Annotated in this window: 18 protein-coding genes; 11 read left to right on the forward strand and 7 right to left on the reverse strand. The window is 69.7% G+C overall.

The genetic code is table 11. The features are described 5' to 3' along the window. Window positions 1-58: 58 nt before the first annotated feature. The 4 genes from QIY60_RS04325 to QIY60_RS04340 form a co-directional block, all read right to left on the reverse strand. A complete protein-coding gene (locus QIY60_RS04325; RefSeq protein ID WP_283141219.1) occupies window positions 59-1,357 on the reverse strand; it encodes a site-2 protease family protein in 1,299 nt (432 codons plus the stop codon). Further along, window positions 1,354-2,604 (reverse strand): 1-deoxy-D-xylulose-5-phosphate reductoisomerase, encoded by a 1,251-nt coding sequence (dxr, locus tag QIY60_RS04330; protein ID WP_283141220.1) that lies wholly within the window; start codon window positions 2,602-2,604, stop codon window positions 1,354-1,356. Before dxr ends, QIY60_RS04325 begins: the two co-directional genes overlap by 4 nt. Before the next feature lie 130 nt (window positions 2,605-2,734). Continuing rightward, the gene (locus tag QIY60_RS04335; RefSeq protein WP_283141221.1) at window positions 2,735-4,660 is read right to left on the reverse strand and encodes an acyl-CoA dehydrogenase family protein; all 1,926 of its coding nucleotides are present in this window, start codon (window positions 4,658-4,660) and stop codon (window positions 2,735-2,737) included. A 163-nt stretch (window positions 4,661-4,823) separates the two neighbouring features. Continuing rightward, a complete protein-coding gene (locus QIY60_RS04340; RefSeq protein ID WP_283141222.1) occupies window positions 4,824-6,269 on the reverse strand; it encodes an aldehyde dehydrogenase family protein in 1,446 nt (481 codons plus the stop codon). Window positions 6,270-6,610: 341 nt separating this feature from the next. Here QIY60_RS04340 and QIY60_RS04345 point away from each other — a divergent pair, with 341 nt between their 5' ends. From QIY60_RS04345 to QIY60_RS04385, 9 genes are all read left to right on the forward strand, one after another. After that, the gene (locus QIY60_RS04345) at window positions 6,611-8,353 is read left to right on the forward strand and encodes a recombinase family protein (RefSeq protein ID WP_283141223.1); all 1,743 of its coding nucleotides are present in this window, start codon (window positions 6,611-6,613) and stop codon (window positions 8,351-8,353) included. Between the two features lie 873 nt (window positions 8,354-9,226). Then, the gene (locus QIY60_RS04350; RefSeq protein ID WP_283141224.1) at window positions 9,227-9,643 is read left to right on the forward strand and encodes a hypothetical protein; all 417 of its coding nucleotides are present in this window, start codon (window positions 9,227-9,229) and stop codon (window positions 9,641-9,643) included. Between the two features lie 78 nt (window positions 9,644-9,721). Further along, window positions 9,722-9,958: a hypothetical protein gene (locus tag QIY60_RS04355; protein WP_283141225.1), complete on the forward strand. Its 237-nt coding sequence runs from the start codon at window positions 9,722-9,724 to the stop codon at window positions 9,956-9,958. A 2-nt stretch (window positions 9,959-9,960) separates the two neighbouring features. Beyond that, entirely contained in the window at window positions 9,961-10,458 is a 498-nt protein-coding gene (locus QIY60_RS04360; RefSeq protein ID WP_283141226.1) for a hypothetical protein, read from the forward strand. A 761-nt stretch (window positions 10,459-11,219) separates the two neighbouring features. After that, the gene (locus QIY60_RS04365) at window positions 11,220-11,717 is read left to right on the forward strand and encodes a phage terminase small subunit P27 family (protein ID WP_283141227.1); all 498 of its coding nucleotides are present in this window, start codon (window positions 11,220-11,222) and stop codon (window positions 11,715-11,717) included. 174 nt (window positions 11,718-11,891) lie between these two features. Beyond that, a complete protein-coding gene (locus QIY60_RS04370; RefSeq protein ID WP_283141228.1) occupies window positions 11,892-12,134 on the forward strand; it encodes a hypothetical protein in 243 nt (80 codons plus the stop codon). Between the two features lie 4 nt (window positions 12,135-12,138). After that, the gene (locus QIY60_RS04375; protein ID WP_283141229.1) at window positions 12,139-12,654 is read left to right on the forward strand and encodes a DUF6879 family protein; all 516 of its coding nucleotides are present in this window, start codon (window positions 12,139-12,141) and stop codon (window positions 12,652-12,654) included. A 6-nt stretch (window positions 12,655-12,660) separates the two neighbouring features. Next, on the forward strand, window positions 12,661-13,509 hold the full coding sequence (locus QIY60_RS04380) for a helix-turn-helix transcriptional regulator (RefSeq protein ID WP_283141230.1): 849 nt from the start codon (window positions 12,661-12,663) through the stop codon (window positions 13,507-13,509). A 92-nt stretch (window positions 13,510-13,601) separates the two neighbouring features. After that, complete coding sequence (locus tag QIY60_RS04385) at window positions 13,602-13,811, forward strand: hypothetical protein (RefSeq protein ID WP_283141231.1); 210 nt, start codon at window positions 13,602-13,604, stop codon at window positions 13,809-13,811. A gap of 661 nt (window positions 13,812-14,472) precedes the next feature. Here the strand turns inward: QIY60_RS04385 and QIY60_RS04390 are convergent. After that, entirely contained in the window at window positions 14,473-14,745 is a 273-nt protein-coding gene (locus QIY60_RS04390; RefSeq protein ID WP_283141232.1) for a winged helix-turn-helix domain-containing protein, read from the reverse strand. 172 nt (window positions 14,746-14,917) lie between these two features. Between QIY60_RS04390 and QIY60_RS04395 the strand changes: the two genes are divergently transcribed. After that, window positions 14,918-15,214, forward strand: coding sequence for a hypothetical protein (locus tag QIY60_RS04395; protein WP_283141233.1), 297 nt, complete (start codon window positions 14,918-14,920; stop codon window positions 15,212-15,214). Next, on the forward strand, window positions 15,211-15,432 hold the full coding sequence (locus tag QIY60_RS04400) for a hypothetical protein (protein ID WP_283141234.1): 222 nt from the start codon (window positions 15,211-15,213) through the stop codon (window positions 15,430-15,432). The genes QIY60_RS04395 and QIY60_RS04400 overlap by 4 nt, the downstream gene beginning before the upstream one ends. A gap of 96 nt (window positions 15,433-15,528) precedes the next feature. Here QIY60_RS04400 and QIY60_RS04405 read toward each other — a convergent pair whose 3' ends face one another. Both QIY60_RS04405 and QIY60_RS04410 read right to left on the reverse strand, forming a co-directional pair. Next, window positions 15,529-17,070, reverse strand: coding sequence for a PucR family transcriptional regulator (locus QIY60_RS04405; protein ID WP_283141235.1), 1,542 nt, complete (start codon window positions 17,068-17,070; stop codon window positions 15,529-15,531). 116 nt (window positions 17,071-17,186) lie between these two features. Next, window positions 17,187-19,562, reverse strand: coding sequence for an ATP/GTP-binding protein (locus tag QIY60_RS04410; RefSeq protein ID WP_283141236.1), 2,376 nt, complete (start codon window positions 19,560-19,562; stop codon window positions 17,187-17,189). Window positions 19,563-19,815 lie beyond the last annotated feature (253 nt).

Below are 19,815 nucleotides of genomic sequence, written 5' to 3' on the forward strand. Positions count from 1 at the left end.
GCCCGGCGCTCCATGCACCCGGCCCGCCCCCTACATGCGTACGACACGCACCTGCCCGCTAAGAGATCTTCACCGGGTTCACCACATCCGCCACCAGCACGAGCAGCGTGAAGCAGATGAAGATCCCGGCCACCACGTACGCGACCGGCATCAGCTTCGCCACGTCGAACGGGCCCGGGTCGGGGCGCTTGAAGACGCGTGCGACCGTGCGGCGCAGCGACTCCCACAGGGCGCCCGCGATGTGCCCGCCGTCCAGCGGCAGCAGCGGCAGCATGTTGAAGAGGAACAGGGAGAGGTTGAATCCCGCGACCAGGAACAGCATCATCGCGATCTGGTTCTCCGGCGGGATGTCCAGGGTGAACACCTCGCCGCCGACCCGGGCCGCGCCGACGACGCCCATCGGGGAGTCGGCCTTGCGCTCCTCGCCGTTGAACGCCGCGTTCCACAGGTCCGGGACCTTGGAGGGGATCGCGACCAGCGACTTCACCCCGGAGCGCATCATGTCGCCCATGCGGTCCACGGACTCGCCGAAGGACTGCTGGATGATGCCGGTGGCGGGGCTGAAGCCGAGGAAGCCCGCCGAGGTGGTGCCGGAGGTGTAGTTGCCGGAGCCGTCGATCCTGGCGACGTCGTTCTTGATCAGGCTGGCGTGCAGGTCGAGCGGCTTGCCGTCGCGCTGGACCGTGATGGTGGCGGGGCCGATGGTGTCGCGGATGTGCTTCTGCAGCGCCGACCAGTCGCCGACCTTCTCGCCGTTGAACGCGACGATCTTGTCACCGGCCTTCAGACCGGCCTGCTTGGCCGGGGCGACCGGGTCGGAGGCCTTGCAGGTGTCGCGCTGCTCCTTCTGCGAGATCACACAGTCGGAGACCTTGCCCACCTGGGTGGTCTGGGTGTTGACGCCGAACGTCATCATCACGCCGAAGAAGATCGCCACGGCGAGGATCAGGTTCATGAACGGCCCGGCGAACATCACGATCACGCGCTTCCACGGCTTGCGCGTGTAGAAGAGCCGCGTCTCGTCGCCGGGCTGGAGCTCCTCGAAGGCCGCCGAGCGGGCGTCCTCGATCATGCCGCGCCAGGGCGAGGTGGAGCGCGCGGTGATCCGCCCGTCCTCGCCGGGCGGGAACATGCCGATCATGCGGATGTAGCCGCCGAGCGGGACCGCCTTGATGCCGTACTCGGTGTCGCCCTTCTTCCGCGACCAGATGGTCGGGCCGAAGCCCACCATGTACTGCGGCACCCGGATGCCGAACATCTTGGCCGTGGAGAGGTGGCCCAGCTCGTGCCACGCGATCGAGACGAGCAGGCCGACCACGAAGACGACTATGCCGAGCACCGTCATCAAAATCGTCATGCGCGCGCCTCCGCTGTCGCCTTCACCGCGAGTTCACGGGCCCGGGCCCGTGCCCAGGTCTCCGCTTCCAGGACGTCCGAGACCGTGAGGGAAGTTCCCTCGGCGGGGGTGCCGTGCTCGGCGACGACCTCTGTGACCGTATCCATGATTCCGTTGAAAGGCAGCCGTCCCGCGAGGAAAGCGTCCACGCACTCCTCGTTCGCGGCATTGAACACCGCCGGAGCCGTTCCGCCCAGCTCCCCGACATGCCGGGCGAGTCCGACCGAGGGGAAGGCCTCGGTGTCGAGCGGGAAGAACTCCCAGCTCGACGCCTTGGTCCAGTCGAAGGCCGGGGCCGCGTCGGGCACCCGCTCGGGCCAGCCGATGCCGATGGCGATCGGGCCGCGCATGTCGGGCGGGGTGGCCTGGCAGAGCGTGGAGCCGTCGGTGAACTCGACCATGGAGTGGACGTACGACTGCGGGTGCACGACGACCTCGATCCGGTCGAAGGGGATGTCGTACAGCAGGTGCGCCTCGATGACTTCGAGGCCCTTGTTGACCAGGGTCGCCGAGTTGACGGTGATCACCGGGCCCATGGCCCAGGTGGGGTGCGCGAGCGCGTCCCGCGGGGTCACGTCGGCGAGCTCCGCGCGCGTACGGCCGCGGAAGGGGCCGCCGGAGGCGGTGACCACCAGCTTGCGCACGTCGGCGCGGGTGCCGGCGGCCAGGGACTGGAAGAGGGCGGCGTGCTCGGAGTCGACCGGGATGATCTGGCCGGGCTTCGCGACCGCCTTCACCAGCGGGCCGCCGACGATCAGCGACTCCTTGTTGGCGAGCGCCAGGGTGCGGCCCGCCGTCAGGGCGGCCAGCGTGGGCGCGAGGCCGATGGAGCCAGTGATGCCGTTGAGGACGGTGTGGCAGTCGGAGGCGGCGAGCTCGGTGGCCGCGTCCGGTCCGGCGAGGATCTCGGGGAGCGGCTCTGCGCCGTACTGCTCGGTCAGCGCCTCGCGCAGCGCGGGCACCGCGTCCGGCCGGGCGACCGCGACCGTGCGGACCCGCAGCCGGCGCGCCTGCTCGGCCAGGAGCGCGACCCGTCCACCCGACGCGGCGAGCGCGGTGACGCGGAACCGGTCGGGGTTGCGCAGCACCAGGTCGATGGCCTGGGTGCCGATGGACCCGGTGGAGCCGAGGACGACGATGTCCCGGCGGCCTTCGGCGGGGTCGAAGGCGATGTGCGGGTCGGCGAGGGGGGCTGGGCTGTCGCTCATGCCCCCCATTCTTGCCGCATCGGCTGTGTGCCGGGTAAGCACTCCCCCGTGCCGGGCCCCTCGGCACGGTCCGGGGGCCGCCGGGACACCGGGGAGCGGGGCCCCTCGGTGTCCCAACTGCCCGTCGGATTCAGCGGATCGGGCGGTGGACGTTGTCCCGCTTCGCCGGTCCGGGTGTCGCGTCCGCGATCCACGGGCCGTCCCCTGACGGGTCGACGACGCCCTCCTCCAGCCAGGTGTACGACCCGGCCAGGACGCCGGTGACGACCTTGCGGTCCAGGTCGTCGGTGTTGGCCCAGAGCCGCTCGAAGAGCTCGTCCACCCGGATCCGGGCCTGGCGGCAGAAGACGTCGGCCAGCTGGTGCGCCTCGCGGCCGTGGTCGCCGGTGGTGCGCAGCAGCTCCGCCCGTACGCAGGCGGCGCTCATCGCGAACAGTTCGGCGCCGATGTCGACGATCCGCCCGAGGAAGCCCTGTTTGGTCTCCATCCGGCCCTGCCAGCGCGACATCGCGTAGAACGTGGAGCGGGCCAGCTTGCGGGCGGACCGCTCGACGTACCGGATGTGCTGCGCCAGATCACCGAACTCGCTGTAGGAGTTGGGCAGTTGGCCAGGTCCGGAGAGCAGCTTGGGCAGCCAGCGGGCGTAGAAGGCGGCGGCGTTGGCGCCCGCCTTCGCCTTGTCCGGCAGCTTCTTGTCCGGGTCGATCAGATCGCCCGCGACCGACAGATGGGCGTCCACGGCCTCCCGGGCGATCAGCAGGTGCATGATCTCGGTGGAGCCCTCGAAGATCCGGTTGATGCGCAGATCGCGCAGGATCTGCTCGGCCGGTACGGCCCGCTCGCCGCGGGCGGCCAGCGAGTCGGCGGTCTCGAAGCCGCGTCCGCCGCGGATCTGGACCAGCTCGTCGGCCATCAGCCAGGCCATCTCCGACCCGTACAGCTTGGCGAGCGCGGCCTCGATGCGGATGTCGTTGCGGTCCTCGTCGGCCATCTGCGAGGACAGGTCGAGCACCGCCTCCAGGGCGAAGGTGGTGGCCGCGATGAACGAGATCTTGCTGCCCACGGCCTCGTGCCGGGCGATGGGCTTGCCCCACTGCTCGCGCGCCGCCGACCACTCGCGGGCGATCTTCAGACACCATTTGCCCGCGCCGACGCACATCGCGGGCAGCGAGAGGCGGCCGGTGTTCAGCGTGGTCAGGGCGATCTTCAGACCGGCGCCCTCGGGGCCGATCCGGTGCGCGGCGGGGACGCGGACCTGGTGGAAGCGGGTCACGCCGTTCTCGATGCCGCGCAGGCCCATGAAGGCGTTGCGGTTCTCCACGGTGACGCCGGGCGAGTCGGCCTCGACGACGAAGGCCGTGATGCCGCCCTTGTGCCCCTCGGACTTCGGCACCCGGGCCATGACGACCAGCAGGTCCGCCACGACCCCGTTGGTGGTCCAGAGCTTCACCCCGTCGAGCACGTAGGCGTCGTCGCCGTCCGGGACCGCCGAGGTGGCGAGCCGGGCCGGGTCGGAGCCGACGTCGGGCTCGGTGAGCAGGAAGGCGGAGATGTCGGTACGGGCGCAGCGCGGCAGGAAGGTGTCCCGCTGCTCCTGGGTGCCGAAGAGCTTCAGCGGCTGCGGTACGCCGATCGACTGATGGGCGGAGAGCAGCGCGCCGATCGCGGGGCTGGCGGAACCGGCCAGCGCGAGCGCCTTGTTGTAGTACACCTGGGTGAGGCCGAGGCCGCCGTACTTGGTGTCGATCTTCATCCCGAGGGCGCCGAGCTCCTTGAGCCCGTTGATCACCTCGTCGGGGATCTGTGACTCGCGCTCGATGAGGGCGCCGTCGATCTTCGTCTCGCAGAAGTCCCGCAGTTTGGCGAGGAACGCCTCGCCGCGCTCCACGTCGTCCGTGGCGGGCAGCGGATGCGGATGGATGAGGTCGAGCCGGAAGCGCCCGAGGAAGAGTTCCTTCGCGAAGCTCGGTTTGCGCCAGTCCTGCTCGCGCGCGGCTTCGGCGACCCGGCGCGCTTCGCGCTCGGAGACCTTGGGTGTGCCGTGTGGTGCGGTCATGAGGGGTACTCCTCGCCGCGAGGTTGTCGGGGCGCGCGCACGCACCCGTTACCGGACAGTGCTACTCGTCCGTATGTACCCGATTCCGGGCGGCCCGACCACCCCTGGGACGCGAAACGGCCGGAGCCCGCTGGTGGGCTCCGGCCGCGTCCGTACGTACGTCCTAGAGGGCGAGACCCGTCAGGACGAGCACACGCTCGTACGTGTAGTCGTCCATCGCGTAGCGGACGCCCTCGCGGCCGACGCCGGAGGCCTTGGCGCCGCCGTACGGCATCTGGTCCGCGCGGTACGAGGGGACGTCGCCGACGATCACGCCGCCGACCTCCAGGGCGCGGTGGGCGCGGAAGGCGGTCTGCAGGTCGTGCGTGAAGACGCCCGCCTGAAGGCCGTACTTGGAGGAGTTGACGGCCGCGAAGGCCTCCTCCTCGCCGTCCACCTTCTGCACGGTGAGGACCGGTCCGAAGACCTCCTCGCAGGCGAGGGTGGTGTCGGCCGGGACCTCGGTGAGGACGGTCGGGGCGTAGGCGGCGCCGTCGCGCTTGCCGCCGGCGAGCAGCTTGGCACCGGCCTGTACGGCCTCGTCGACCCAGGACTCGACGCGCTTGGCGGCGTCCTCGCTGACCAGCGGGCCGACGTCGGTGGAGGCGTCGGACGGGTCACCGGTGACCTGGGCCTCGACGGCCGCGACGACCTTCGGCAGCAGCCGGTCGTAGACGGCGGCGTCGGCGATCACGCGCTGCACGGAGATGCAGGACTGGCCGCCCTGGTAGTTGGAGAAGGTGGCGATACGGGTCGCCGCCCAGTCCAGGTCCTCCTCGGAGGCGAAGTCGGCGAGGACCACGGCCGCGCCGTTGCCGCCGAGCTCCAGGGTGCAGTGCTTGCGCGGCACCGAGTCCATGATCGCGTAGCCGACCTTGTCGGATCCGGTGAAGGAGATGACCGGGAGGCGGTCGTCCTGCACCAGGGCCGGCATCTTGTCGTTGGCGACGGGCAGGATGCTCCACGAGCCGGCGGGCAGCTCGGTCTCGGCGAGCAGCTCGCCGAGGATGAGGCCCGAGAGCGGGGTGGCCGGGGCGGGCTTGAGGATGATCGGCGCGCCGACGGCGATGGCCGGGGCGACCTTGTGAGCGCACAGGTTCAGCGGGAAGTTGAACGGCGCGATGCCGAGGACGACGCCCTTGGGGAAGCGGCGGGTCAGGGCGAGGCGGCCCACGCCGCCGCCGTCGGTGTCCAGGCGCTGGGCCTCGCCGCCGTTGAAGCGGCGGGCTTCCTCGGCCGCGAACCGGAAGACGGACACGGCGCGGCCGACCTCGCCGCGGGCCCACTTGATGGGCTTGCCGTTCTCGGCGGAGATGAGCTGGGCGATCTCCTCGGTGCGCTCGGCGAGGCGCTTCGAGACGTGGTCGAGGGCCGCGGCGCGTACGTGCGCGGGGGTCGCGGCGAACTCGTCGACCACGGCGTGCGCGGCCGCGACGGCCTCCTCGACCTGGGCCTCGGTCGGAACGCTCACCTTGCCGACCAGCCGGCCGTCCCAGGGGGAGGTGACGTCGAAGCTGTCCTCACCGGTGGCCTGGCGGCCGGCGAGCCAGAAGGCGTGGGTGGAAGTCATGATCGAATCCCGGCCCTTCCGAGGTAGTGGGTCTACTGTCCCTCCCACCGTAGGCCGGTCCGGCCGGGTCGGCGTTTGTCCGGGGTGGAGTGGTGGGGGTTGGGGGTGCGCCGGTTTGGCGCCCGGAGTTCGTCTGCGGCCCGGTGGGGGTTGCTCGCGCAGTTCCCCCGCGCCCCTGAGATGCGCCCCTCCGGGGCGCCCAGGGGATGCCGCGCAGCGGCATTTTTAGGGGCGCGGGGAACTGCGCGAGCAACCCAGCACGGTCCGCAGCCGAAGAGCTCCCTCGGAGAGTTTCGGGAAGCCCCGAAGTTCCAGACTGACAGTTCTGGAGTCCTCGGGTCATGGCCGCATCAACGCTGGTCAAGCACAAGACGAACACAACGGTCGGGGCTGCCCCGACTGAGACCCTGCGCGGGGTCCGATGCATCCGATTGTCGGTCCGTACAGACGAGACCACCAGCCCCGAGCGTCAGCGTGAGGCCGACGACATAGCGGCGGCTGCCCTCGGGATCGACTTCGGCGAGGGTGACGCGCTGCGCGAAGCGGTCGACCTGGACGTGTCCGCGTCCAAGGTCGGCCCCTTCGAGCGTCCGCAGCTCGGCGCGTGGCTGAAGCGCCCCGACGACTACGCCGCCCTGGTGTTTTGGAGGTTCGACAGGGCTATCCGGTCCATGGGCGACATGCACGAGCTTGCGAAGTGGGCCCGCAAGCACCGCAAGATGATCGTTTTCGCCGAGGGTCTGGGCGGCACGGGTCGGCTCGTCTTCGACTTCCGCAACCCGATGGACCCCATGAGCGAACTCATGATGATGATGTTCGCGTTCGCCGCGCAGGTCGAGACGCAGTCCACCAGCGACCGCGTGACCGGCGCACAGGCAGCCATGCGCAAGATGCCCCTTCGGTGGCGGGGCGGCGGACAGCCCGCATACGGCTACCTCCCCGCCCCGATGCCCGCCGAACACGGTGGGGTGGGCTGGACGCTCGTCCCCGACCCCGAAGCGGTCACCGTCATTGAGCGAATCATTGCCGCCCTGGTGGCCGGTCTCGCCCCGCTCACTATCGCCCGCATGCTGAACGCTGACGGCGTGCTGTCCCCGTCCGCCCACTGGGCCGCCTACAAGGCCCGCACGAAGAACAACGGGACCGAGCCGGCGGAGAGCACCAAGCCGAAGCGGAAGCCCGCGCAGTGGCGGGACAAGACCATCGTCAAGATGCTCACGTCCCCCGCGATCATGGGTTGGAAGATGCATCGCGGGAACCCCGTGCGCGATGAGCAGGGCGCCCCGGTCATGGCTGCCGAAAAGGGGATCCTCACCCGCGAGGAGTTCGACCAGGTGGGAGCGCTGCTCACCCCGAAGCCTGTTGCCGAGCGTCCGCCCGTCCGCAAGGACTCCGGGGCACTGCTCCTGCGCGTCATCCACTGCGACGGCTGCGCGGGCCGGATGTACCTGAACAAGGGCTACTACCAGTGCTCTTCCTACAAGTACGGCGCGAACTGCCCCGCACCGTCCACCGTGCGCGCCGACTGGGTGGACGAGCACGCAAGCAGCGAGTTCCTGCGTCTGGTCGGCCCCGTGCAGATCACCCGCGTCACCGAGATACCCGGGTACGACCCTCAGCCGGAGATTGACGCCACCGTGGCGGAGATGGAGGAGCACGACGAGCAGAAGGGCCGCCGCAAGTCCAAAGCGGGCATGGCAGCCTGGCAGAAGCGCGCCGACGCACTAGAGACCCGGTTGGCCGAGCTGGAAGCGCGGGAGAAGACTGAGGCCCGCCGGGAAGTCCTGTCGACCGGGCGCACCTACGGCGACGACTGGAACGGCGCGGACACCATGGCACGGCGCACCATGCTCGTAGAGACAGGAGCACGCCTCATGGTCAAGCGCGGAACGAAGGGCGGATGGCGACGGCTCGATCTGCGGCGGGTGGAATTCACCATCACCGGGGACCTTGACCCCGCCATTGAAGCGAACGTGACCGTGGCTGATGAAGTCACAGCCGAGAACAACCCGAACCACGCACCCACGCCCGGAGCGACCGCGCACCGCAACCTGACCCCGAGCACCCTCGCGACCGCCGCGTAACAGGCCCTGGAACAAACCTGGTTGGGACTGGCATGTCAGTTCTGTCTCGTGCCCGCAGGCGGCGCACACGACTTCAACTTGTAGCCTCACGGCAGGAGGCGAGACGCACGTCACATGCTCTAAATGTCCGGGTTCTTGCGATTCTCGGGAATTCCCTGGCCTCCTATATAAGTAGGGGGACTTTTTCTCGGGGTGCGAAATGGGGCGCATGTCGCGCGCGGTCATGTCCGAGCGCTGATGCTCCAGGCTCCAGGAGCGCGGGCACTCATCGGCCCCTACTAGTGCCACACCCCGCGCAGCCTGCTTCGAAGTGAGACGCGGATCACGCGAACGAATTGCCATGCATGCCCGAAATGCGGCCAACCCTTGCCCTCCACGTATGGGGAAGAGAGAGGGATTCGATCCTGCGCCGACGCTGCCGGATCCCGCCCATGACCACCCGCCGGACGGCGGAACGCACCCCACGGGGAGTTCGATGAACCAGACCGATTACAGCTCACTGCTCACCCTGTTGAGGCGGGCGGAGTCCAGAGCGCTCAGCGGGGCCGCAAAGGGCGACCCATGGGCGACCGACGTGCACCAGTTCGTCAGCGACGCTCTGCGGGCTATGCAGAACGGGTCTCCGTGCGCACGCCCCGAGTGCGGCAACCACGTCACCAGCGGGGGCCGTGGGCGCCCGCCCCGGTTCTGCTCGTACGCCTGCCGGGACTGGCACGCCCAACGCAAGGGGGCAGCGGCAGCGTGAGGAGGTCCGGAGTACTGACTACTAATTCCGGTGGTGTGTAACAGCTATTAGGTTTCTCTAAGAAAGTCTAAGAAAACCTAGAAACCATAGCCCCATCATCGACTTCCGTAACAGCCAGTGGAGAACCCTTGGGCTACTACCCGCCCTACAACCACCTGCCGGACTGCGGACACTGCGGGCAGCGCTTGACCGGGCGACAGGAGCGCTACTGCTCGCCGAGTTGCCGACAGGCCGCCTACCGGGCCACGAAGAGGCCCACGGGGCCACGGCTGAAGCCGTGCCCGCTGTGCGGCGAACACTTCCTGATCACCAGTAAGCGCAAGAAGTACTGCGACTACTACGACGAAGCCGAACGTGACTGCCAGACCATGCAGGATGACTTGGAGGAAGCCGCCTGGATCGCCGCCGAGGAGCGCAAGACCGCCGAGTGCGCCCACTGTGGCGAGCCCGCCGGATGGACCGGCAGGGGGCGCCCCAAGCGCTTCTGTTCCCGGCGCTGCCGACAGGCCGACTACCGCAAGCGTAAAGCCCAACAAGCCGCATAGCGACACCAGTTCTCCCCCTTGACGAGTCACAGGGGGCTTTTTCATGTCCGAACACAGCAACAGAAGGAGTAACCAGTAATGAGCGACAGCCTCAACCGAGCCGAATTTCTGGACGGGAAGCGAGACAAGGGGCAGGCCCGTGCCGACACATGGCGGCGAAACGAGCACATGGAACAGCTTGCGGCGCTCCGGGATTCCCACCCTGACATGTTCGAGCGTATGGGGACCACTGTCCGCATGAGCCTGGGCTACTACGAGAACGACAAGCAGATTGCCGCGCAGCATGGGCGCGACGTGAACAAGGGTGGTAACTGATTATGGCTACGGAGATCGAGAAGGCCGCCGCGCAGGTTGCCAAGCTGCGAGCGCAGGCGGAAAAGGTGTCGGGCCCGCTGGCGGACGCTGAGGCGCAGTTGCGGGCGGCGGAAGAGGCGGAGACGGCCCGGCGGGCGGAACGTGCCGAGGAGTACAACCGCGAGTTTGCTGAGACGTGGCGGGGGCGTGCTGACGAGGCTGCGCACTCCGGCGACGCTGCCCGAGAGCGGTTCGTTGAAGCCCTTTCCGCAGAGCCCTGGTTCGCTGCCTACGTTGAATACCGTGCGGCCCGCTACAAGCGCGGGCACGTCCTGACCGAGGCACAGCGTGCCCAGTCGGCATTGGGCGAGTACGTGACTGTGCCTGAACAGCGCTGGTATGACGCGCAGCTCTTGGACGAGATCGTCAAGGCCGTTGAGGGCCAGGCCGCGCAGCTCGGTGCCGAGTTTTCCGAGGAATTGCAGGCTACGCGGGAAGCGTACATTTCGGGGACGGACTGACCATGGCCACTGACGCACTGGACCCCGGACCGAACGGGGATTATCCGCACTTCCCCCGAGATGCCAAAGGGCGGCCCGTGTGGGCTGATTCCCCGACTGGCTCCCCAGTGGTGAACAGCGGGGCACCGATGCCGCGCGGGATTCAGCGCATGCGTGACCCGGGCGACCCCCGCCGGCTCACCCTGGTGGATATCACGCCCCGCCTTCCGGACGGATCTTTGATTGATCCCCCGGTCATCCCGCCGCATGGCCCCCATGCCGCGTAAGCCCCGCACCCCCTGCCCGATACCCGGATGCCCCGAGCTGACCACGGGCGGACGCTGCGCTGAACACGAGAAGCAAGCGAACAGGCAGCGAGTAACACGCGGCGGAAGTTCGTATGGTCCTCTCTGGCCACGAACCCGAAGCGCTTTTCTGTACGCCAACCCGTGGTGTGTGCTGTGTGGTCGCGAAGCGAAGGTGGCTGACCATTTCCCGCACAGTCGGCGGGCACTCATTACTGAGGGTGTGAGTGATCCTGATTCATTCAAGCGTCTGCGCGCATTGTGTGCGCGTTGTCACAGCAGGGAGACAGCAAAGCATCAGCCGGGGGGATGGGCAGCCGAAAACCTCTCGAAAGCACCGCCGTTCTGAATTGCTGACCAGGGGATGACTCCCATCTCCTCAAACAGGGGCGCGGCAGGGAGGCAAAAAACTCGCGCCGGAGCTGTGGGCGTTTTTGGGCAGCCCGGAACGGGCCCGACGTCAGGAAGTGAGAATGCATGGCAGACAGATACCGGCCCAATTCGGCCGTTCAGCGGGCACGCGAGGGGAACCCTTCAAAGACCGCCATCAAAGAAGGCGTGATCGTGCCCCGCGCGATCCTCACCGAGCCGGATTGGTCCGGGGTATTCCCGCCCTCACCCGATCCCGCCGTTGAACCAGCGAACATCCGATGCCGGGAAGTCGCGTCCGAGGAGTGGCGACGCGTCGTACCGATTCTGGAAGTGGCCGCCGGGATCGGCGAAGTGGACCACACCACGGTCAAAGACTTGTGCGTGTGCGTCGCCCGGATCGACCAGGCAGAGCGGGACCTCTCGGAGCGCGGGTTGATCGTGACCGCCGAGCGAGGCACGGTCAAGAACGGGGCTGCGACCATCGCGGGGCAGTACCGGACTCAACTCGCCCGATACATCCGGGAGTTGGGTCTCTCGCCGAGCGCCCGGACAGCGATCACGGCCCCCGAGCCCGAGGATGACGACTCGGACGTGTGGGACTGACCCGCAGCACCACCAGAGCCCCCGTGCGCGTCACCCTTTGGGGCGGCGGGTGCGGGGGCTTCGTCGTACCCGGTGCTACCTCAAGTGCCGGGCAGGCATGCCCTCTTGCGCCGATGCGCCGGAAGGATGACGCTCTAGCAATCGGCCGCAATCGGATCGACACAGGGAGAAGCCATGCGCTTGCGTTTCCTCGGGATCATTCCGAACACCCCCGACACCGACTCGCCGACGATCTGGCTGGACGAGGACACGGGGGATCTACTGATCCAGTCGTATACGGCCACTGAAGCGGAGGTGAAGGCGTGCCAAGAGATCGGCTCAATACCCGGTCACAGCACGGATGTTCCGGATCACGAGACGATCATCAGGCTTCCCAAGGTCATGCGGAAGTTCCTGCCCCTTCATGACAGTGAGTAGCGCGATGACGAACCCCGTGTTGGAAGGGCTGGCCAAGGCCCGTCACTCTGCTGTGCACCTGGAGATGCGCGACGCCTACCAGCCCAACGACCCTGAGTTCATCGCGTGGCAGAACGGCAAACGTCTGGACCCTGCCGCCGATCGTTCAGCGTGGTGGCGCCCCTTCCTGGATGTTGTGACCGAGGCAACGGCCCGAGGTGTGGTCATGCGGCGGGCGCGGATCGTCTCAGAACCCGTGACTGACTACATCCGGTATGAGTACGACGTGACCTTCCCCAACGTGGCAGCGGGTGAGCTGGTCCGCTGGCTGCCCCGGCGGAAGGCCGCTGACATCCCGCTCCCCGGTACAGATCTTTGGATGTTCGACAGGGATTCGGTGCTGTTCACGTACTTCTCTGGGGTCGGTGAAGTCGTTGACCGCGAGTGGCGGACAGAGCCGGAAGTGGTGCAACTGGTCGCGGCTGCCTTCGAGTTGGTGTGGGAGCGGGCAACGCCTCACGAGGAGTACGAGCCGGTCTAGTGAGTCATGTCCGAATCAGCATCGTCTAGCGTTCAGCAAGCCCGGCAGCTCCTTGCCGACCGCCTACGCGAGTTGGTCAAGGACTCCGGGCTTGAGGGCAAGGAGGTAGCCGCTCGCTGCGGCTGGTACCCGTCCAAGGTCTCCCGGATCTCGACGGGAAGGCAGAATCCCAGCGAGGACGACATTCGCGCGTGGTGCGCGGCGACCGGCGCTGAGGATCAAACAGCGGACCTGATTGCCTCACTGCGGGCCGTAGAGGGCATGTGGGTGTCCTGGCGCAGGATGGAGCGCGCAGGGCTGCGACGTGCCCAGGAAGCCCGTTTGCCGCTGTATGAGCGCACCCATCGGTTTCGGGCCTATTCGCCGGGCCTCTTCCCTGGCCTACTTCAGACGTTCGGCTACACCGAGGACGTGTTGCGCGCTGTCCAGCAGCGCCGCGTAGCCGTCGATGACGTGGCCGATGCTGTGGCGGCGCGGATGGAGCGGCAAAGCGTGCTGCGTGAGGGACAACGGCGCTTCGCATTCCTGGTAGAGGAAGGCACATTGGGCAACAGTCTGGGCAACGCCGACACCCAAGCGGAACAGCTTGATCACCTACTGACTTTCAGCGCGCTCCCCAACGTCAGCGTGGGTGTGATCCCTGTCCAACTCAGGCGGGCGCGAATGCCGGTAGAGGGGTTCTGGATCTTCGACAAGGCTCAAGTGAACGTGGAGTTGGTTTCTGGCTACCTCACGATCACGCAGCCCAGCGAGATCAAGGCATACGCCGACACGTTCGCCACGCTGGCCGACATGGCGGTCTACGGCCAGAAGGCTCGCGCGCTGATCATCAAGGCTCTCGATTCGCTCGCGTAATCAGCGTGCAATCGGGCGCAATCCGCTGGGAGTTGGGGTTCCGCTCTCCCTAGCGTGGTTGTCATCGGACCACGCGAGGGGACGGCGACACGATGGCGACCAGGACCGAGACGGACGCAAGTCAGTGGGAGTACACGACGTTCGCGCCGAAGGGCGAGAGATGCCCCGCGTGCATGGAGCCGATCAAGTCCCTTGACGTGTGCAAGCGGGGAACGCTCGACCGGCCGACCGGTCCGGTGGTCGTCTACCGGCACACCGACTGCGCGGACCCAGACGGAGCCAAACGGCAGGCGAAACGGTGAGAGCCCCGACCCTGGCGACGTTACGCAGCGGCGGGTGCGACCCATACAAGGGGACGCCCTACGCGAACTCTCCCGAGGGCTGGTGGACACCGTTCGGAGGGGCGCTGAACGTGCGCTCGGGAGTGGTGTTCATCCCGCAGGGGGCGAGGCTGCCGCCGTGCCCGTTTCCGTGCTCCATGTGCGTGGCGAAGGGACGGCAGTGAAGCGGGCCGGCTGGTTCGCCTACTGCGCCGCGTGGCGTATCGCGGAGTTCGCAGCATGGTTGTTCACCGGATTCGTTGTGACGGCCCGCAGATAGGTTCCCGGCCCCGCTGCACTGTCGGCAGTGGTCCCCAGCGGGGTTCGGGTTGGCTCCGCTTCCGGTGTGCTCAGTGGGGACCCAGGGCGCCGGGAGCGGACAGGTTCCGCCCCTTCCGTGCCGACGGCGAATCGCACGGCAGGGGCGGGCAGGTCTCCCGACCGGACAAGCCTTGAGTAGGGGCAGGTCGTGTTCCGTCTGAGTTGACGTGCTCAGGCTCCCGCCCCGGTCCGCCCCGTGAGGGGTGCCGCTGTTGCACCCAGCGGTGAGAGAGACGGCCCTGTTCCGGGGCTTTGGTTGAGCACCCCGGAACAGGGTCATCAACGGCCCCGGTCGGCACGTTCCCCCGTGTGTCGGCCGGGGCTACTCGTCGCCCTGGTGCTCGTCCTCGGTGTTGCGGTCGCGGACGTAGGTGCCCCGCTGCGGCACGGTGTAGACATACCCCTCGTCGCGCAGAAAGCGGACAGCGTTGCGCACGGTCTCGCGGGCCACTCCGAACCGCTGCACCAAAGACGCTTCCGAGGGAATCCGCCGGTCCACGGCCAGGGCGCCGCTCTCAATGTCAGCGATGACCGCTGCTGCGATTTGCCGATAGACCGGCGTCGGGGACCCGTGATCAACCTCAGGTGTAGCCATGAGGCAACGGTAGACAACTGGCCATGTCGCCTTCCGAATGCGTACGTATGCATACTGCTATAGACGGAGGTAGACCAGTTCGCTTAACGTCGAAACGAAAGCGCCCCGGAAGACCGCTGGAATCGGTCCGCCGGGGCTCCGCCGAGACAGCTATCTAGGAGCTGAACGACGTATGCGCGATGTTATCGCCCGTGCCGCCATGTGGGTGTTGCGGCTGCTGCTGCCCGCCCGAGGGCGGCACGCTGCGCTTCCCGACCCCGAGCCCACTACCGAAGCCCTGTCCGGTGCTGTCTGGGGTAGGCCGTGGCAGGGGCCGAGCGCCGAGACCGTCCGCGAGATCTTCCGCGAGTGCCCCGAGCTGCCGTATCTACAGCGTGAACGGTGGCGAGCCGCAGCGTTCGCGGAAATCGGCATCGACTACGACCACCCCACCACCAACATCACGCCCGTCCGGGCGGCGGCAGCATGACCCACGACGCGATCACGTCCGAACCCGAGCCCGCCAAATTGCCCGTCCTCGCTATCTGCGGGTGCTGGACCACCGCCCCCGTCATCGTCGGCGACGTGCACAGCATGAGCGGCGGAGCCGGATTCACTCAGTACGCCTGCCCGGACCATGTGCAGCAGTACCCGCCGCGCGCACGGTGGGACGAGCTTCCCGCGCTGCGCTGCTCAACCCCCAAGTAGCACACCCCTTCTAAGCTGTCTCGCCCGAGCCCACTACCGCCGGGCGAGACAGAACACTCACTTCTGAACTTCGGGAAGGGGCGGGGTGGGGGAAAATCACTCGGCCCGCGAACCCGTCGCCTTCAGCGCCAGCCAGAGTTCCATCCGGACGTCCGGGTCGTCCAGGGAGCGGCCCAGGATCTCCTCCACCCGCCGCATCCGGTACCGCAGCGTGTGCCGGTGCACCCCGAGGTCCGCCGCCGCCGCGTCCCACTGGCCGTGCCGCGACAGCCACGCCCGCAGCGAGGCCACCAGATCGCCCCGCCCGGTCGCGTCGTGCTCGTACAGCGCCCGCAGCATCCCGTCCGCGAACGCCCGTACCGCGTCGTCCGCGAGCAGCGGCACCAGCGAGCCCGCCACCAGCTCCTCGTGCTCGACCAGCGGGCGGCCCCGCCGCCGCGCCACCGAAAGCGCCTGCTCGGCCTGCTTGTACGCGGACGCCACCGCGATCGGCCCGGCCGGGGCGGACAGGCCGATCACCAGCTCGGCGCCCTCCTCCGGCTCGAAGGAGGCGCAGGCGGCCACCGCGTCGCCGCCGTCCGCCGCCAGGACCACGAGCCGGTCGCCCTCGGGGACCACCAGGACCGCCTCGCCGGAGCGCGCCGCCGCCGACTCCATCGCCTCGGCGAGCACCCCGAGGTCGGCCGACTCCCCCTCGGTCTCCGCGATGACGAGCCGGAACGGGGCGTCAAGGAGCCCGCCGTACAGGTCGCCCGCCACCGCCCGTGCGTGGTCCTGCTGCCCGGACAGCAGCATCCCAAGGACCGCCGCGCCCAGGCGCTGCTCGGCCAGTTGCAGGGCCCGCGACCGCTCGGTGGTCAGGGTCAGCAGCGCGACCGCGGAGTGCACCGCGTACCGCTCGGCGGTGCCAAGGGGCGCCCCCGTGCCGACCGCGAGCGCCCCGCGCACCCGCCGCCCGGTGCCGAGCGACTGGAGCTCGACGCGGTCGTCCGAGCGGTCGTCGGAGCCGCCGACCACCGCGCTGGCCGGGGCGGCCCGGTCCCGCAGCCGGGCCACGTCGGCGGTGAGCCGGGCCGCCCGGCGCCCCGCCCACTCCGGCTGCACCGCGACCACCGCACCCGACGTGTCGTACAGCGCGGCCCAGCCGTCCACGTGCGCCGCGAGCCGGGCGAGCAGTTCACCGGGGCCCGCGAGCGCGGCCCGGGTCAGCTCGCGCTGGGCCTCGAAGCCCGCCGTCACCGCCCGGTACTGGTCGGCCGCGATGGCCGCCGAGACGGCCTTGGAGATCGCCAGGAACGGGGTGCGGCGCGGCACCTCAAGGAGGGGGAAGTCCTCCTCGCGGGCCGCGTCGAGCAGCGCGTCCGGCACCGTGTCGTAATTGACGCCGACCGCGAAGCCGAGCCCGACGACCCCGGCGCCGGAGAGCCGGCGCACATAGCGCCGCATCGTCTGCGGGTCCTCGGCGTCCAGCGTCATCGCGGTGATGAGGAGGAGCTCGCCGCCCTCCATGTAGGGGACGGGGTCGGCGAGCTCGCTGACGTGCGCCCAGCGCACCGGCGTGTCCAGCCGGTCCTCGCCCGCGCGCACGGTGAGCTTCAGCGCCGAGTGCTGGACGAGGGAGGCGAGGGTGGGCGGCATGGGGGGCTTCGACGACCTTCGAGGGGTACGAGGGGGAATGCGCCGTCCCGTATGAAGGGCGCACCTCGATTCTGCCAGGACGGCGGGGTCACGGCGCCCGCCGCGACCCCCTCGTCTCAGCCCCGCAGGTCCACCAGGAGCGGCGGCGCGTGCTCGCCCCCGACGTCGGTGAGCGAGAGCACCGCGTGCCCCGCGGGCACCTGGTGGGCGAGCTGGGAGGCCGACCAGCGCTCCCGCTCGACCTTGCGCACGGTGACCGCGTCCCGGGTCACCGGCTTGCCCGTGGCCAGCTTGCGCAGCGCGTGCAGCGCCCGGGTCAGCGGCTGGTCGGCGAAGACCGCGTGCTGGGCGACCTCCGTCGTCTCGATCCACTCGGTGCCCCACAGCTGCGACAGGAGCTGCCCGTCCCAGGTGGTGACCCCGCAGAAGGCCATGTGGCAGCCGACCGCCGCGAGCAGCGAGGTGTGCAGCCGCTCGGGCACGTCGCCCAGCGCGCGCAGGGTGAGCACCACCCCGGCGTTGGCCTGCCGCAGCCGCTGCAGGGCCCGTACGGAGCCCGCGGTCACCGCGTGCGTGGCGTCGTCCAGGACCAGGCAGGCGAACAGCGAGCGGTCCTGGCGGGCCACCGCGCTCGCCGTGAACTGGGCGAGCAGCAGCCGGTTGAGGAGCCGCGCCGCCTCCGGGTGCGCCCGCTCGGGCAGGTCGACCCTCACCCGTACGGGGTGTTCCAGGGCGCGCAGCGAGAACGGGCGGCTGTGGCCGGTGGTGTCGAAGAAGGCGGCGAAGGCGGGCCGGTCCAGACAGGCGAGGCGGTCCGCGAGGACCAGGCCCGGGTCGCCGGGGATGTCGGCCTGCCGGGCGCGCGCGTCCAGTTCGCGGTGGAGCGCGGGGTGCGCCTCGCGGTCCAGGTCGGCGCGGAGCTCGGCCAGGGCGTCGCCCGAGCCGTCCAGGAGCTCGCGCAGCCGGGGCACCGAGGGGAAGCGCCCGTACGCCGCCCGGTAGGGCCCGAGCAGTTGGGCGAGCGCGGTCGCGGCCCGCCGGACGTCGGCGTCGGGCAGGTCCCCGGCGCAGGCCTCGGCGAGCAGGGCGGCGGCCTCGTCGGGGTCGCCGGTGCCGCCGTAGAGGTCCAGGTCGTACTCGGAGGCCGGGTCGCCGGGCCGCACGATCACGTCGTACGCCTCGTCCGCGCCCAGCGGTGTGCCCGCGGCGCCGACGGCGACCACGGCGGCCTGTCCGGCCAGCGCCTGGAGCGCCAGCGACTCCACCACGGGCCGCACGAGGCGGCGGGTCTTGCCCGCGCCGGAGGGTCCGAGGGCGAGCAGCGAGGTGCCGAGCGCCGCCGGGTCGACGGCCGCGCCCGCGCCCCGGCGGGCGGGCGGGTTGTTCTCCAGGTCCGCGAACCGGCCGATCCGCACCTGGGCGGTGAGCAGGTCGTGGGTGGCGGCGCGGGCGGGCAGGTCGCGGTCGCCCGAAGGGTGCAGACAGGCGCGCGAGCCGTCACGCAGCACCGCGTCCGTGAACGCGGGGAGCCGCGCGGGATCGGCGGCCACCGATGTCCATGCGCGGCGGATGCGGGCGCAGTCCACGTCGTTCATCCGGCCGCTCTCCGCGTCGGCGGCCAGCCGGTCGGCGGCCGCGTGCTGCCCGGCCTCGCGCAGTTGGGGCCACTCGGCCGGGGTCCGGTCGGCGGGGGCACCGGCGGGTGCGGCCGTCCGGCCGCCCTGGGCGCGGCCGGTGCGCTCGCGGAAGAGCCCGAGCCAGTCGCCCGCCCGGCCGCAGACCCACAGCGCGGCCACCACTACCACTACGTGGTAGACGGTGGTCACCGTGTCGGTGGCGTCCTTGGTGGCCACCGGGTCGTCGCTGAAGATCCACGAGTGCGGCACCACGCCGAAGGCCAGCGAGTAGAACGGCAGCCAGTCGTCGGCCCAGATCACGAACCACGCCAGGGCGATCGCCACCAGCGCGGTGCGCACCGCGCGCGCGGGCTGCGGGTGGTCCACCGCGTACCGCCGGAAGACCTCGCGCCAGTTGCCGAAGTGGCCGAAGACGTAGATGACCGCGACCGCGACCAGGCTGTTGTAGGCGGCGAGCGCGGTCAGCGCGGCGGGGGGCCTGCGGTGCAGCCCCCACCAGTCGGACGGCGTGAACAGTTCGAGCGGCACCATCCGGTGCGGCACGTACCCGTTGCGCCACAGCGACCACACCAGGACGGCCGCGAGCAGGGCGATCACCGCGCCGCTGAGCAGCGCCCGGTCCGGCACCCGGTGGACGGCGTCGGTGGGGCGCGGCCGGTGCCCGTACCGCCAAAGACCCGGCTCGGCGGCCGCGCGCGGGGTCCGCAGCCACTCGCCCAGCGGCGGGCGCCCGGGGGGCCGGGTCGGCTGCGGCGGGAAGGCGGGCGGCGGCGCCGGGACGGGCGGCGGCGCGGCAGGGCGCGGCACCGACCGCGCCTCGGTGCCCCGTGCGTCGTGCGTGCCTTCGGTGTCCATCGACCCTTTGCCCCCTGACCAGCCAGGTCCGTAACCGAGTCCAGCGGCCAATCTAAACGGAACGGGGGGACTACGGGGGGTAGCGCGGCTGTTTGAGCCCGGTCTTCGTCTGCGGTCCGGTGGTGGGCTGGTCGCGCAGTTCCCCGCGCCCCTTGAATGCCGGCGCGGCAATCCCCCGGGTGCCCCGGAGGGGCACATTCAGGGGCGCGGGGAACTGCGCGACCAGCCACGGACAACCGGCACACGACCACGC

This window comes from Streptomyces sp. BPTC-684 (assembly GCF_030028635.1).
In the GTDB taxonomy this organism is placed as follows: Bacteria; Actinomycetota; Actinomycetes; order Streptomycetales; family Streptomycetaceae; genus Streptomyces; species Streptomyces noboritoensis.